This window comes from Mesorhizobium sp. WSM4871 (genome assembly GCF_055811295.1).
In genome coordinates, this window is record NZ_JBVVPU010000006.1 from 43,069 (window position 1) to 57,199 (window position 14,131).

Genomic DNA, 14,131 nt, shown 5'->3' on the forward strand with positions numbered 1-14,131 from the left:
CTCAATGCTCCCAGAAATAGACGGTAGCAGGCTCCGGTTCCCAGACCCTCGCATTGTCTATGCCGGGCAGTTTGGTGAGCGCGCGATATTCCGAGCCGAAGGCGACATACTGGTCGGTCTCGGCCATCACGGCGGGCTTGCAGGCGATCGGATCGCGCACCACGCCGAAGCCGTTCTTGGTGCCGACGACGAAGGTGAAGAAACCGTCGAGATCGCTGAGCGTGCCTTCCAGCGCCTCGCCGAGATTCTTGCCATGCGCCATCTGCGAGGAGAGATAGGCGGCCGCCACTTCGGTGTCGTTCTCGGTCTCGAATGTCATTCCTTCGCGGATCAGCTCGCGCCGGACATTGTTGTGGTTGGATAGCGAACCATTATGCACCAGGCACTGGTCGGCGCCGGTCGAGAACGGATGCGCGCCCATCGTCGTCACAGCCGATTCCGTCGCCATTCGGGTATGGCCGATGCCATGCGTGCCGGTCATGTGGCGGACGTCGAAACGCTCGACCACGGCTTCCGGCAGGCCGACTTCCTTGTAGATTTCCACCACGTCGCCAGCGCCCATGGTGCGGATATCGGGCCTCAGCGCCTGGATCGCCTCACGCGCCTCGTCGATCTTGTCGGGCCTGGTCCTGACGACCGCATGCGTCGACTTTACCGCCACGCTCACCGGCACGCCGATGGCCTTGGCGAGTTCGGTATCGAGACCGCGGAAATCGCGTTCCGGCTTCGCCGACTGGATGGTGATCTTGGCCTCGTTGCCGGTCGGGGCGCCATAGATGGCGATACCGGCGCTGTCGGGACCGCGGTCGCTGAGCGAGATCAGCATCTCCGAAAGCATCGCGCCAAGCTTGGGCTCCAGCGCCTTGTCCTTCAAGAAAAGTCCGACGATTCCACACATGTCAGCCTCCGATGGTGAGTGTGATTTCGGTGCTACCAGCTTCACGGGACTTATTCAACTCACATGAAAGTTTTTTTCATAAGAAACAAATCGCCTGGCGCGACAAGGCGCCAGGCGACCGGGCACAACCCTAATAGCGGTCGATCGCCTCTCTTGTCTCGTCTCCGCTCCGGTCCGCGGCCATATCGGCCTCGATTTCAGCGTTCTCGTGGCGCGTCTGGAGGACGTGCCAGCCGATCCAGAAAACGAGGCCGATGATGACCATCAGCACTTCTGAACCCTGAAATGGGTAGATTGCGCCGACGTCCTTGAGGTCGACGGCCCAGCTTTCCATGCCATTGGTGGACATTGCGAGTTCTCCTGTCGGTTGGCTATTTGATCATGGCCTTTTCGGCAGATCCCACTTCGCGCACCGATGCCTCGAACGCATGGTTGAGGGCAAAGTCGACGCCCTCGAGTTCGACCTTGGCAGGCACACGCAGCAGGTTCATGCTGTTAAGGATCTTGCAGACAACAAAGGTGGGGATGAAGCCGAGCGCGAACATCAGCACCGCACCCGCGAAATTGCCAAGCGGATTGATGTGGGCGAAGCCCTCATAGGGTGAGGACGGCTGTCCCCACAGCATGAAACCCGCCACCACGACGCCGAGGAATCCGCCATAGCCGTGCACGGCAACGGCGCCCACCGCATCGTCGATCTTGAAGCGGCGCTCGACGAAGTAGTGCAGCTTGTAGCAGATGCTGGGGACGATCGCGCCGATCAGCATCGCCTGGATCGGGTGATAGAGATCGTTGCCGGCCGAAGCCGAGATGACGCCGCAAAGCCCCATGGAGAACGTCCAGAACGGGTCGCCCTTGGAGACGATATAGCCGGCCATCATCCCGCCCGACAACGACATCAGGAAGTTGAAGGTGATCGCCGAGAGCGTGGTCGGCGCAAGATAGATGTTGGTCGCCGTCCAGGTGTCGCCGGTGATCTGGCCGGCAATCGTGGCCGGGCTGATCAGTGGAATGTTGCACGCGGCATAGAAGCCCCAGAAGCCGGTGTAGATCAGGAACAGCCCGATCGTCACCAGCCAAACATTGTGAGGCGGGATGTCTCTGGCCGTGCCGTCAGGCCTGAACTTGCCAATACGTGGTCCCAGCACGATAAGGAAGGCGAGCGCCGCGCCGCCCGCGATCGCGTGCACGACGCCCGATGCATAGGCGTCGTGATAACCCCAGAGCTTCACCATCCAGCCTTGCGGATGCCAGCCCCAGGACGCGTCGAGAATCCACAGCACCGAGCCGATCAGCACCGCGACGATCCAGAACGCACCCGAACGCGCGCGTTCTATAATTGAACCGGAGATGATCGAAGCCGTCGTGATGGAAAACAGCAGGAAGGCGCCCCAGAACACGCCGTTGAGGCGATGCCAGAGCGCGGCCTCGGTTGGCGTTACCCCCGTCTCTCCCGGGCTGACGCCGGACAGGTGGGTGGCCATCAGCGGATTCCACGGTTCGGCGAAAGGTGCCGCAGCCAGCCCGCCCGGAACCATGCCCGGTCCGTTGGGAAACCCGAAATAGAGCCACCAACCGAAAAAATAGAATGTGACCGTGACGAGCGGGATCGCCATCGCGTTCTTCATGAGCGTTTTCAGGTGATTGCGCCGGCGTGATACCCCCACCTCGTAGGTGCAGAACCCGACGTGGATGAGGAACATCATGACGATGGTCACCCAATAATAGAATTCCGTGAAAATGGTCGTTAGAGCGTTGAGATTCCCTTCCACTTTATGTCCCCTCTCTTCAGCTGAGTTCCTTGCCTCCTAGTAAAACTTTTTGCATCTTAGTATTGCGCGCTTTTGGAGTTTTGAGTCAATATGGCGCGACCGTTACGAGGCCTCCACTGGCCTGAAACGGCGAAACGTCAGCAAATTGTGTGAGGGAGAAGCAAGTCCATGACGGCATCCTGGAGATTTTCGACCCTGGCGGATCGCCATCGCGCGCTCGGCTCGAAGCTCGAAGACTGGAGCGGCATGGGCACCGCCTGGACCTACGACAAGGACGCCGACGAGGAGTACATCGCCATCCGCACCAAGGCCGGGCTGATGGATGTCTCAGGCCTGAAAAAAGTCCACATCACCGGGCCGCACGCCTCGCATCTGATCGATCTCGCCACCACCCGTGACGTAGAAAAGATCTATCCCGGCAAGTCAGCCTATGCTTGCATGCTGAACGAGGCGGGAAAATTCACCGACGACTGCATCCTCTATCGCACCGGCCCGAACTCCTGGATGGTCGTGCACGGTTCGGGCACCGGACATGAGGAATTGCAGCGCGCTTCCGTCGGGCGCGATGTCTCGCTGCGCTTCGACGACAATCTGCACGACCTGTCGCTGCAGGGTCCGACCGCTGTCGACTATCTGTCGAAACATGTGCCGGGCATTCGCGATCTGCCCTATTTCCATCATATGCAGACGCAGCTGTTCGGCTTACCCGTGATGATCTCGCGCACTGGCTACACCGGCGAGCGCGGCTACGAGATCTTCTGCCGCGGCCAGGACGCCGGCACGATCTGGGACAGGATCCTTGACGAGGGCAAGGGGGCCGGCATCATTCCCTGCCGCTTCACCACCCTCGATATGCTGCGCGTCGAAAGTTATTTGCTGTTCTACCCCTACGACAATTCCCAAAAGTATCCGTTCGACAATGAAGGCCCCGGCGATACGCTTTGGGAACTCGGCCTCGACTTCACCGTAAGCCCCGGCAAGACAGGCTTTCGCGGCGCCGAGGAGCACTACCGTCTCAAGGGCAAGGAACGCTTCAAGATCTATGGCGTGCTGCTCGACGGCAAGGAGCCGGCCGATGAAGGCGCGCCGGTCTATCGCGATGGCAAAAAGGTCGGCGTGGTGACCTGCGCCATGTATTCGCCGCTGGTCAAGAAATCGATGGGCATCGCCAGGCTCGATGTCGACTGCGCCGTCAAGGACACCAAGCTCGAGATTCGCAACAAGGGCGGCGCCATCAAGGCCACCGCCCAGCCGCTTCCCTTCGATGATCCGAAGAAGGCCAAGCGCACGGCGAAAGGCTGAGGCATAGTCAAAGGCGAGCGGTTCGAGGCATAAACAGAGAATGGCAGCCAAAAGTATCATTAGCCGGCCCGTTTACGGAACCTTGTCTCCGCAGCCGGGCAAGCACCATCTTTTCATCGCGGATGCAGAGGGGGCGCTCGCAATAACGGACATGGCCGCCAAGGCGCCCGTCGGGTTTTTTGACGGCGCCCACATCATCTTCATCCCCGGTCCTGACGGCCAGCATGTCGCGGCGCTCGAGGCGCTGAAGCCGGCGCAGTTCTACCAGGGCTATTCCTTCGCCAGTGCCCTGCCACGGTTGAAACAAACGCTGGCCAATGCGCATATGGGACTGCGCCTCTATCTCGCAGGCACCGAAGGGTTGATCGGCCAGGCCATGCAGGTTGCGCTCGAAGCCGGCATCGACCACACCTCGATGCAAACCGAACATCGCGGCTCGCTGGCGCGGCGCATGCAATGCGTTCATTGCAAGGGTATCACCGAAAACGTGACGACGCAGCCGGCGACCTGTTCGCATTGTGGCCTGCTTCTTCTGGTACGCGATCATTACTCGCGGCGTCTTGCGGCCTTCCAGGGTGTCTGCATCAATGCCGAGGATCGTAGCGAAATTCCTCCCACGGAGGAGATATTTCGATGAGCACCGGCACCACCAAGCTTGATGTCGTCGTCTCCGATGTCGTCCCGGTCAACGATCTGGTGACGCGCTTCCATTTTCGCCGGCGTGACGGCGAGCTTTTGCCGACCTTTTCCGGCGGCGCCCATGTCGTGGTCGAGATGCGCGATGGCGAGCGGACCAGGCTCAATCCCTATTCGCTGATGGGCTCGCCGCTCAATACCAGCGAATACACGATCTCGGTGCGTCGCGACGATGTCGGCCGCGGCGGCTCGCTGTTCATGCATCGGAGCGTCAAGCCGGGCCTGGAAATGGTGATCAGCTACCCGGTCAATCTGTTCTCGCTCGATCTGCGCGCCAAAAAACACCTGATGCTGGCCGGCGGCATCGGCATCACCCCGTTTATGGCGCAGACCGCGCAGCTGGCGGCGGAAGGCGGCAATTTCGAGCTGCACTACACGTGCCGCACCGCCTCGCTCGGCACCTATGCCGATGTGCTGAGGGAGCGTTACGACCGCCGCGTCAGGCTCTATCACGACGATCGTGAGGAGCGCATCGATCTCGACCGGCTCCTATCCTCGCAGCCGCTCGGCACGCATCTCTATGTCTGCGGTCCATCCGGCATGATCGGCTGGGTTCGCGATCGCGCCGCGGCCTTGGGCTGGCCGTCGGAAACCGTGCATTTCGAGCATTTCGCGGCACCGCAGCCCGGCGCTCCCTTCGACGTGACGCTGGCCCTCACCGGCAAGACGATCCGCGTCGACGAGCAGCAGAGCCTGCTCGAAGCTATCGAGGCGGCCGGCGTCGATCCGCCCTATCTCTGCCGCGGCGGCGTCTGCGGCCAGTGCGAAACCAACGTCATCTCGCATGACGGCAAATTCATCCACAATGATCACTGGCTGAGCGAGGAAGACCATCGTTCCGGCTGCAAGATCATGCCGTGCGTGTCGCGCTTCGAGGGCCGGTCGCTGGTCTTGGAAAGATAGGAGGCGAGCTTGGGAATCACCTTTCGCAAGGAAACGTTCCGCGACGATTTCAGCTTCAGGAACAGCCCGGAGCACATCAGGCGGTTCCCGTTCCCGTTCCACGAAGACAGCTACATGTATGCGGTCAACATCGAGCCGCATGTTGTCGGGCCGAAGGGCAGCGTGCTGGAGAACCTGATCGACGTCGACGAGCACTATGTCGCCGAGATGCAGGACCGCGCTTTGGTGCTGGCCGAGGACCCGCTGCGCTGCCAGTCGCTACCGCACATGACGCTGGCCGGCTGGGACCTGCTCGAACTCCTGATGGAGCAGCAGGCGCTGGGTTATCCCGAGCATTTCACGCTGACTCGCGACGGCGACCGCTGGCGCTGGATCAACCGGCCGCTCGGCATCGACGACACCTTCACCTTCGGCGATGTCTCGACACTGCCTTACGGGCCGATGGAATACATCACCCGGCAGAGCCAGGGCGATTTCTGCATCCTCGACCAGCGCGACGGCAATCTGTGGATGGACGCCGGCATGGTCACCACCCAGGCCGACTGGTCGCTCGATTTCGACATCGGCATGAATTTCTTCGAATGGCACGCGCCGGTGCCGCTGGCCCATGAGAAGGGCATATTCGTCCGGGCGCTGAAATTCCTCACCAATATCCAGCAGGGCAAGCCGGCACGGCGGCTGAACTGGACCATGACCATCAATCCGCGTCTCGATACCAGCCCGGAAAATTACCACAAATGGGGACCGGACCGGACGACTGTGACGCCGGAGAATGTCGGCGACAAGGTGCATCTGCGCGTCGAACTGCAGAGCTTCTGGCGGCTGCCACGCTCCAACGGCATCGTCTTTCCGATCCGCTGCTACCTGATCAAGATGGACGAACTGGTGACGCAGCCGAAATGGGCGCGGCGCCTGCACCGCGTCATCCGCGACCTGCCCGAGGAACTCGCCACCTACAAGGGGCTGACCCGCTATCGCCCGACACTGGTCGAATGGCTGTCGAAGCTGGATGACGGCAGCCCGACGTCACCGGGGTTTGGGCCGGACTGAGTTTGATCTACAGTGTTTGCGCTGCCCATCACCGGGCAAGCGTTGCTCGCGCCGGTCATTGTGGGGCGATGGCAGATTTGAACCGGAGTTCTAATGATGCCAGTTGTTCAAGAAGAGCCTTCGCCCTCGCATCCTGAAGAAATCAAATCAGTTTTCGATCTGCGGGTAGGGAAGCACATTACCTTGCAGGGCAGTGCCAGGATAACACCGGCAGGCGTGATCTGCACCGGGATCGCGGTCGCCGCCATGACGCTTGCGCTCGGGTATCTTGCCTCGTCAACCAGGCGTCGCAGGCATTAAGTGCCCAATAAATAGCCCCTGTTGGGCCTCAACCCGCGCTGTTCTGCGGATAGCAGATGATCGAGAGGTAGCGCATCGGCAGCCGTGTGAGCTGTTCCGGCCCGTGCGGCGCGTCGGCGTCGAAGAACAGGCTGTCGCCGGGCTTCATCGGATAGAGATTGCTGCCGTGGCGGTAAACCACCTCGCCTTCGAGCATATAGAGGAACTCCATGCCCTCGTGCTGGAAGGTCGGGAATACATCCGAATCCTCGGTCAGCGTGATCAGATAGGGTTCGACGACGACACCGCTGGTGTTGGACCCGATATGGCCGAGCAGATTGTACTGGTGGCCGGCGCGCGTGCCGCGGCGCTCGACATCGAGCCCTTCGCCGGCCTTGACGAAGACAGCGCTGCGCTCCTCCTCGAAGCGGCGGAAGAAGGCGGTGACGGGAACGCCGAGCGCCCGCGACAGCGCCTGCAGCGTCGTCAGCGACGGCGAGGTGATGCCGTTCTCGATCTTCGACAGCATGCCGAGCGAAATATCGGTGGCGACCGCCAGGTCGGCGACGGTGATGCCGAGCTTCTTGCGGAACGCCCGCACCTCGCGGCCGATCGCGACTTCCAGCACCTTTTCACGGGTGTCGCGAATGGCGTGCGGGTTTTGGGTGAGTGGTGTGCGGATGGTTCGCCCGTCGGCGGCCTTAGGTAAGGGCTTGGCCTTGGCCGCGGCAATGCCAGGCTTGGACTCTGAAGACTTTTTCGTCATGTCGCCGCCCCGAACCCTGTGGATTTATTTCACTCGAGGTGAACATATTCGTTGCCGATACATGAGCGCAACCGCCGCAACAAGCCCCGCGTGGCGGATTGCGCGGTTTTCCCGATGTTTGGTCCGCGATCGCTTTTCCCCGAAAGTTGCGATCGCACAACGCTGTTTCGATGAAGACCTGTTGACAGCACGGGAGCGCCAATTACTGTCCCTGTCAGTGAAATTTGTTTCGTAAGAGCAATTCCAGGAAAAATGTGAAACGGTTTTTCCGGGAAAAGCTCGTGACGCTTTCCATTGGGAATTGCGTCGAGACAAAAGTCGAAATCAGAACGGGAGGTCCGCAATGAAAAGTCGTGTTGCCGTCATTGGTGCCGGACCGTCCGGTATGGCCCAGCTCAGGGCCTTCAAGTCAGCGGCCGACAAGGGCGCCGATATTCCCGAAGTGGTCTGCTTCGAAAAGCAGTCCGACTGGGGCGGCCTGTGGAACTACACCTGGCGCACCGGCCTCGACGAGCATGGCGATCCGGTCCACGGCTCGATGTACCGTTACCTCTGGTCGAACGGACCGAAGGAGTGCCTGGAGTTCGCCGACTACACCTTCGAGGAGCATTTCGGCCGCCCGATTGGCTCCTACCCGCCGCGCGCCGTGCTGTGGGACTACATCAAGGGCCGCGTCGAAAAATCCGGCGTGCGCAAATGGGTGCGCTTCAACAGCCCGGTGCGCATGGTCACGTTCTCGGACCAGACGAAGAAATTCACCGTCACCGCGCATGACCGCGCCAACGACGTCACCTATTCGGAAGAGTTCGATAATGTCGTCGTCGCCTCGGGGCATTTCTCGGTGCCCAATGTGCCTTATTTCGAGGGCTTTTCGACCTTCAACGGCCGCATCCTGCACAGCCACGATTTCCGCGATGCCATGGAATTCAAGGGCAAGGACATATTGATCATCGGCCGCTCCTATTCGGCCGAGGACATCGGCTCCCAATGCTACAAGTATGGCGCCAAATCCATCACCTCCAGCTACCGCTCCAAGCCGATGGGCTTCAAATGGCCGGAGAACTGGAAAGAAGTGCCGCTGCTGCAAAAGGTCGTCGGCAAGACCGCGCATTTCAAGGATGGCACCACCAGGGAGGTCGACGCCATCATCCTGTGCACCGGTTATCTCCATTCCTTCCCGTTTCTCACCGACGATTTGAAGCTCAAGACCGCAAACCGCATGTGGCCGGACGGGCTCTATGAAGGCGTCGTCTGGGAGAAGAACCCGCAACTGTCCTATATCGGCATGCAGGACCAGTTCTACACCTTCAACATGTTCGATGCGCAGGCCTGGTTCGCCCGCGACGTCATCATGGGCCGCATCAAGCTGCCTTCGGCAGAGGCGATGGCGGAGCACGGCGCGAAATGGCGCGCGCGCGAGGAGACGCTCGAAGACGCCGAGCAGATGATCTGGTTCCAGGGCGACTACACCAAGGAATTGATGGACCAGACCGATTATCCCGGCTTCGACGTCGAGGCAGTCAACCAGACCTTCATGGAATGGGAACACCACAAGGTCGAGAACATCATGACCTTCCGCGACAATGCCTATCGTTCGTTGATGACCGGTACGATGGCGCCGCTGCACCATACGCCCTGGCTGCAGGCGATGGACGATTCGATGGAGAGCTATCTCGAGGTGAAGGGGGTTGCGGCGGAGTAGCAGTTTTCGCGCTCTGAGCCACGGCGCCTGTCAGGCTGGCGCCACGAACCAACCATGGCGGCTTTCGACATGCACGGCCTGTGTGGGCTGCGGGAAGAATGGGTCTGCGAAACAGCCCACGGCTACGGCAAGGCAGAGATGAAAAACAAGCGGTCCAAACCCTGTTCCTCAATCGCTTGCTCGATGCCCGAGATGAACCGGGCCGAGCGAGCCTTGGATTCCAAGTTTCACCTCAGTCCCAATCCAGATAACAGACGCGGAAATTTTCCACCTTGACCGAAGCATTGCGATCCAAAATTTGCAGCAACGGTTTTCCGCCATAAAACGAGGCCCACTGCGGAAAGGTGCTCTTGGTGCCAATGATATAATCGCAGTGGGAAAGTGCGAAAAGGTCGCTCACCGGAGATTTGGTGCCGAGCCCGACCGTCAGGCCGGGAAATTCTCCGGCGTTGCGCCGTTCGTCGCTGCAGACCAGAAAAGATACCCGACGGTCGGGAAATTGCGTCACGAGGTCGCGCATCCATGCGGCGTAACATTCAACCGGGTAAAAATACTTGCCGCCCTTCCAGCCGCGATAATCGCCGTGACGAACGTGAACGCCAATGACGATGTCGGCATCGCGCCGTAACGGCTCCACGACTTCGCGGCTGGCTTTTTCAAACGTCCCCAACGGCCGGAAATAGGCGCGGATTTTATCGCCATGCTTCTGAACCAGATTCGGCGCACGAAATCGCCAATCATGCACGAAAACGATTTTAGCCGGGCGGATTTTCTCCTGAACTTCCGGGCTGTCCAGATACGTGATGAATTGCCCCTTGGTTCCACACAGCGTGACAACCCTCCGGCCCAAAACCGGAAAGCGATTAATCAGCACACTGACGTAGCGGGTGATGTGATAGAAAATGCGTGTCTTGCGGATGGTTGCGCCGACCCCGGGAATCCGGTCCGGCCAGCTTTTCCGCTGCGGCACCGGATACGCGCAGTGGACGTTCGCGCGCGTGGCTTCAAACAGATCGGCGTAGCTGTGAAAGGTGTAATTGACGACACGATCCCCTTGATCCTCCGCCAGCGCGATGACATTCGCGAAGAAGATCAGACGATTCGCCAAGCGTCCGCAACGGAGCCCGATGGAGAATAGCTTTTGTGTCTTTGGAGGTGGCATCGGGAAAGATTATCCCACGGTATACGGGTTCAACACAAACGTTCTTTGGCACCCGCCCAAACCGGTTCCAGACAATCCAGCTCTTTGTCGTAAGTGTCCTCCGAACCGCCCAGAGCGCAATCAGAATGCAGGCAAAAGAGCTGACCGCCACTGGCTGGAATGGCGGATCGGCCGCCTCATACCGGAGGACCGCTCCGACATCGCCATCGCCTCGCGGCTGCTCCCCTTAAGTGGCGCTGCTCATCTGTGGACTGGTGTTGATCTGGAGCTTCCTGCAACTGTCTCTGTGGCTGCCGATAAGCGCGGGATTTGGCCGGTAACCTTAAGTGGCGGGCGAGCCAGCTTTGAAGTAGGCGCGCAACGCCATCAAATTGGCGCTCTGTGGTCGTTCGCACCGAGCATTCCAACACCCGGCCATTGGCGGCAGCGAGCTGACTGAATTTTGACCCCAAGGGGGCGTCGTCTACTCCCGGTTAGCCCAATCTTGCCCTGGCCTTCGTCGTCCAGGCGTTGAACAGCCGGTCGGCGACGATGCCGATGAAGGCGATTGCCAAGCCGGCGACGATGCCGCGGCCGGAATCGGCCTTGGACAGCGCGATGAACACCTCCTGGCCGAGATCGCGGGTGCCGACCATGGCGCAGATGATGATCATCGCCAGCGCCATCAGGATCGTCTGGTTGACGCCGAGCATGATCTCCGGCAGCGCCAGCGGCAATTGCACGTGAAAGAAGGTCTGGCGCGGTGTGCAGCCCGAGACCTTGGCCGCCTCGATCAGCGCCGGCGGCACCTGCCGGATGCCGAGATTGGTGTAGCGGATGGCCGGCACCACGGCGAAGGCGACGGTGGCGATCATCGCGGTGACGTCGCCGACTCTGAATAGCATCACCACTGGAATGATGAAACAGAAGGACGGCAGCACCTGCAGCGTGTCGATGACGGGCGTCACGACTTTCTCGAAACGGTCGCTGCGCGCCGCCATCAGCCCGACGGGAATACCGATCAGGCAAGCGATGAAAGCCGAGATGCCGCAGAGATAGACCGTCGCCATTGTCTTTTCCCAGAGGCCGGTGACGGCGCAGAAGGCGGTCAGCGCCGCGACCAGGACTGCCAGGCGCAGACCGCCGAGTTGGTAGCCGGCAAGGCCGAGCAGGAACACCGCTCCCAGCCACGGAAAACCCTCGCAGAAGGCGCGCACCGGGTTCAGCACGTTGAGGATGAGCGCCACGCGGAAGGCCTCGATCGTGTCGAAGAAATTGAGCGTGATCCAGCTCACCGCTGCCTTCCACAGCGGCGCGGTGGTGAGGGTCATCGCCTTCGGCAGTGCCGCGAAGGCCGGCACGAACAGGCCGAGCAGCGTTGTGATGGCTAGGATGGCGATTGCCAACGTCAGATTGGGATAGCGCCGCCAGAAGTTCTGGCCGGCCTCCTGGTGGACACTGCCCTTTGCCTGCTTGCGCGCCATGGCCTGGCTAAGCCGGTCGAGCGCGATGGCCAGCGCGACGATGGCCAGGCCGGCTTCCATGGCCTCGCCGACCTTCAGCGCCCTGAGCGCCAAAAGCACGTCGTAGCCGAGACCGCCGGCGCCGATCATCGAGGCGATGATCACCATGTTCAGCGCCAGCATGATGACCTGATTGACGCCGACCATCAGCGTCGGCCGCGCCGACGGCAACAGCACCTTCCACAGTTTCTGCCGCGCCGTGCATCCGGCCATCTCGCTGAAATCGTCGATTTCGGATGGCACCCTGGACAGGCCGAGCATCGTCGCCCGCACCATCGGTGGCGTCGCGAAAATCGCGGTTGCGATCATCGCCGAGACCGGGCTGTTGCCGAACAGAAGCAGCATGGGGATGAGATACGCGAAGGTCGGGATCGTCTGCATCAGGTCGAGGGCAGGGGAGATGACGAGCCTCTCGGCCCAGGGTTTGCGCCAGGCCCAGATGCCGACGAACAGGCCGGTGACGATGCAGAACGGCACGGCGATGGAGATCAGCCCGAGCGTCAGCATGGCGCTGGTCCATTGCCCGAACAGCGCGATGTAGAGAAAACAGCCGCCGACCAGCGCGCCGAGTTTCCAGCCGCCGGCGGCGCGTCCGGCGAGATATGCGGCGGCGCAGACGCCGACCCAGGACAGGCGCGGCAGGACGACCATATCGGCGCCATGGCCGATCTTGAAATTCTTGGCCAGAAGATTGAGCGCGAAATCGAGCGGGACGCCGAGCACGGCGGTGATCGAGCGCGTCAGCCAGGAGAAGTTCGACTTGATCCAGCGCATCAGCGCGCTGACCCAGTCGGCGATCGGAACCACCGCCTCAGTCGGATAGTTGACGGCCCACGGCACGCTATCCCGCAGCAGGAACACGACCAGCACGGCGCCAAGCGCTGCGGCCCAGATCGCCAGCCAGCGTTGAACTGGCGGCCTGGATGCGCCGGCGCTTGCCATCACCGTCATGTGCCGGCTCTCGGGCGCTCTATGCCGGCCAGCAGATCGATCACCGCTTGCGGCGTCACTTCGCCGATCGGCTTGCCGGTGCCGTTGACCACCGCGAACGGCTTGCCGGCGGCAACGATATCAGCCGAGAAGCTCGATATTCTGGCATCCGGCGCCACCGTGCCGCCATGCTCGGAGCCATCGCAGGCGCGCATCAAGCTGCGCGCCGAGATCACCTTGGCGCGGTGGACGTCGCGGGTGAATTCGGCGACGTAGTCGGTCGCTGGATTGACCACCAACTCCTCCGGCGTGCCGATCTGGATGACCTCGCCGTCCTTCATGATGGCGATGCGGTCGGCCAGCCGGATCGCCTCGTCGAAATCATGGGTGATGAAGACGATGGTCTTGTGCAGCATGGTCTGCAGCCGCATCAGCTCATCCTGCATCTCGCGGCGGATGAGCGGGTCGAGCGCCGAGAACGGCTCGTCGAGGAACCAGACTTCCGGCTTGGTGGCGAGGCTGCGGGCGATGCCGACGCGCTGCTGCTGGCCACCGGAGAGTTCGCGCGGATAGAAATGCTCGCGGCCGCGCAAGCCGACAAGCTCGATCACTTCGCGCGCGCGCGCTTCGCGCGTCGGCCGGTCCTGCCCCTGAATGCCTAAGGGAAAGGCGATGTTTTCCAGCACGTTGAGATGCGGCAACAGCGCAAAATTCTGGAACACCATGCCCATGCGGTGGCGTCTGAGCTCGATCAGCGCGGCATCGGAAATCTTGAGCAGATCCTTGCCCTCGAATTCGACCTTGCCATGCGTCGGTTCGACCAGCCGCGACATGCAGCGCACCAGCGTCGACTTGCCCGACCCGGAAAGCCCCATGATGATGAAGATCTCGCCTTGGCGGATTTCGAGGTCGACGGCGCGCACCGCTCCCACCAGTCCGGCAGCCGTGACCTCCGCCATGCTGGCCTTGCCGTCGCGCTGGCGGATGAAATGCGCCGCGTTCGATCCGAACAGCTTCCAGACATTGCGGCAGGCAAGCTTTATCGGCCGGGCATCCTTGCCGGCTGTCTTCGGGTCCTGTTCAGTCGCTTCGTTCATGCAGTCGTCCTTCTGGAATAGCGAATGGGATCCAGCCGGATGGCTGGATCCCGCAACGTCCAGTCGGAACGA

At 61.2% G+C, this 14,131-nt stretch carries 12 protein-coding genes; 5 read left to right on the forward strand and 7 right to left on the reverse strand.

The window, feature by feature from the left end; translation table 11 throughout:
* Position 1: 1 nt before the first annotated feature.
* The 3 genes from AC0L2H_RS13940 to AC0L2H_RS13950 all read right to left on the reverse strand — a co-directional run bounded on the left by AC0L2H_RS13940 (position 2) and on the right by AC0L2H_RS13950 (position 2,670).
* Entirely contained in the window at positions 2-898 is an 897-nt protein-coding gene (locus tag AC0L2H_RS13940) for a class II glutamine amidotransferase (RefSeq protein WP_473590761.1), read from the reverse strand.
* Between the two features lie 130 nt (positions 899-1,028).
* Positions 1,029-1,247, reverse strand: a complete 219-nt coding sequence (locus AC0L2H_RS13945) for a hypothetical protein (RefSeq protein ID WP_006330135.1) — start codon at positions 1,245-1,247, stop codon at positions 1,029-1,031.
* A gap of 22 nt (positions 1,248-1,269) precedes the next feature.
* Positions 1,270-2,670 (reverse strand): ammonium transporter, encoded by a 1,401-nt coding sequence (locus tag AC0L2H_RS13950; RefSeq protein WP_473590762.1) that lies wholly within the window; start codon positions 2,668-2,670, stop codon positions 1,270-1,272.
* A gap of 168 nt (positions 2,671-2,838) precedes the next feature.
* Between AC0L2H_RS13950 and AC0L2H_RS13955 the strand changes: the two genes are divergently transcribed.
* From AC0L2H_RS13955 to AC0L2H_RS13970, 4 genes are read left to right on the forward strand one after another with little or no spacing between them, the layout of a single operon-like run.
* Positions 2,839-3,972 carry an aminomethyl transferase family protein gene (locus AC0L2H_RS13955; RefSeq protein ID WP_473590763.1) on the forward strand — a complete coding sequence of 378 codons (1,134 nt, stop codon included), beginning with the start codon at positions 2,839-2,841 and terminating at the stop codon, positions 3,970-3,972.
* A gap of 40 nt (positions 3,973-4,012) precedes the next feature.
* Positions 4,013-4,609 (forward strand): dimethylamine monooxygenase subunit DmmA family protein, encoded by a 597-nt coding sequence (locus AC0L2H_RS13960; protein ID WP_473590764.1) that lies wholly within the window; start codon positions 4,013-4,015, stop codon positions 4,607-4,609.
* Positions 4,606-5,571 carry a PDR/VanB family oxidoreductase gene (locus AC0L2H_RS13965; protein WP_473590765.1) on the forward strand — a complete coding sequence of 322 codons (966 nt, stop codon included), beginning with the start codon at positions 4,606-4,608 and terminating at the stop codon, positions 5,569-5,571. Before AC0L2H_RS13960 ends, AC0L2H_RS13965 begins: the two co-directional genes overlap by 4 nt.
* 9 nt (positions 5,572-5,580) lie before the next feature.
* The gene (locus AC0L2H_RS13970) at positions 5,581-6,621 is read left to right on the forward strand and encodes a heme-dependent oxidative N-demethylase family protein (protein WP_473590766.1); all 1,041 of its coding nucleotides are present in this window, start codon (positions 5,581-5,583) and stop codon (positions 6,619-6,621) included.
* 328 nt (positions 6,622-6,949) lie between these two features.
* Here the strand turns inward: AC0L2H_RS13970 and AC0L2H_RS13975 are convergent, their stop codons facing one another.
* Positions 6,950-7,666 carry a helix-turn-helix domain-containing protein gene (locus AC0L2H_RS13975; protein ID WP_473590767.1) on the reverse strand — a complete coding sequence of 239 codons (717 nt, stop codon included), beginning with the start codon at positions 7,664-7,666 and terminating at the stop codon, positions 6,950-6,952.
* Positions 7,667-8,009: 343 nt separating this feature from the next.
* Between AC0L2H_RS13975 and AC0L2H_RS13980 the strand changes: the two genes are divergently transcribed.
* Positions 8,010-9,368, forward strand: coding sequence for an NAD(P)-binding domain-containing protein (locus tag AC0L2H_RS13980; RefSeq protein WP_473590768.1), 1,359 nt, complete (start codon positions 8,010-8,012; stop codon positions 9,366-9,368).
* Positions 9,369-9,600: 232 nt separating this feature from the next.
* On the opposite strand, the gene AC0L2H_RS13985 is transcribed toward AC0L2H_RS13980, so the two are convergent.
* From AC0L2H_RS13985 to AC0L2H_RS13995, 3 genes are all read right to left on the reverse strand, one after another.
* Positions 9,601-10,476, reverse strand: a complete 876-nt coding sequence (locus AC0L2H_RS13985; protein WP_473590769.1) for an alpha-1,2-fucosyltransferase — start codon at positions 10,474-10,476, stop codon at positions 9,601-9,603.
* 527 nt (positions 10,477-11,003) lie between these two features.
* Complete coding sequence (locus tag AC0L2H_RS13990; RefSeq protein ID WP_473590770.1) at positions 11,004-12,983, reverse strand: ABC transporter permease; 1,980 nt, start codon at positions 12,981-12,983, stop codon at positions 11,004-11,006.
* Positions 12,980-14,059, reverse strand: coding sequence for a quaternary amine ABC transporter ATP-binding protein (locus tag AC0L2H_RS13995; RefSeq protein ID WP_473590771.1), 1,080 nt, complete (start codon positions 14,057-14,059; stop codon positions 12,980-12,982). The genes AC0L2H_RS13990 and AC0L2H_RS13995 overlap by 4 nt, the downstream gene beginning before the upstream one ends.
* Positions 14,060-14,131 lie beyond the last annotated feature (72 nt).

What these genes read in the sequence shown, in the direction of transcription:
- AC0L2H_RS13940 (WP_473590761.1), bottom strand. Translation starts at nt 898, where the DNA reads ATGTGTGGAATCGTCGGACTTTTCTTGAAGGACAAGGCGCTGGAGCCC.
- AC0L2H_RS13955 (WP_473590763.1), top strand. Translation starts at nt 2,839, where the DNA reads ATGACGGCATCCTGGAGATTTTCGACCCTGGCGGATCGCCATCGCGCG.
- AC0L2H_RS13945 (WP_006330135.1), bottom strand. Translation starts at nt 1,247, where the DNA reads ATGTCCACCAATGGCATGGAAAGCTGGGCCGTCGACCTCAAGGACGTC.
- AC0L2H_RS13960 (WP_473590764.1), top strand. Translation starts at nt 4,013, where the DNA reads ATGGCAGCCAAAAGTATCATTAGCCGGCCCGTTTACGGAACCTTGTCT.
- AC0L2H_RS13965 (WP_473590765.1), top strand. Translation starts at nt 4,606, where the DNA reads ATGAGCACCGGCACCACCAAGCTTGATGTCGTCGTCTCCGATGTCGTC.
- AC0L2H_RS13995 (WP_473590771.1), bottom strand. Translation starts at nt 14,059, where the DNA reads ATGAACGAAGCGACTGAACAGGACCCGAAGACAGCCGGCAAGGATGCC.
- AC0L2H_RS13975 (WP_473590767.1), bottom strand. Translation starts at nt 7,666, where the DNA reads ATGACGAAAAAGTCTTCAGAGTCCAAGCCTGGCATTGCCGCGGCCAAG.
- AC0L2H_RS13980 (WP_473590768.1), top strand. Translation starts at nt 8,010, where the DNA reads ATGAAAAGTCGTGTTGCCGTCATTGGTGCCGGACCGTCCGGTATGGCC.
- AC0L2H_RS13990 (WP_473590770.1), bottom strand. Translation starts at nt 12,983, where the DNA reads ATGACGGTGATGGCAAGCGCCGGCGCATCCAGGCCGCCAGTTCAACGC.